The 262-nt window shown below is 41.6% G+C and carries 1 pseudogene; it reads left to right on the top strand.

The window, feature by feature from the left end:
• Positions 1–262, top strand: a pseudogene (locus tag ACFIK8_RS12645) (bifunctional tRNA (adenosine(37)-N6)-threonylcarbamoyltransferase complex ATPase subunit type 1 TsaE/phosphotransferase); the annotation flags it as partial.

The raw sequence follows: 262 nt of genomic DNA on the forward strand, positions 1-262 counted from the left end.
GTGAAGGACTTTTAGATCAAACCGGCGATCCTCTAGAAGAACGTTACATTGCCTGTAGTGAATTGCTGGCTGCCTTCCACCAAAAGTCGTGGCCTTCAGTAAAGCAATTTGCAACATTTTTGCTTCAAATTCCCTCCTATGATTGCCAAACACTAAAAACAGAACTCTCTTTATTGCTGGACTGGTACTTGCCCTTTAAAACGCGAAAAACTCTAGATCAACAAAAACGTAAAGCTTTTCTTACCTGCTGGCAGCCTTATCT

It is taken from the genome of Bartonella sp. MR168JLCBS (assembly GCF_042194175.1).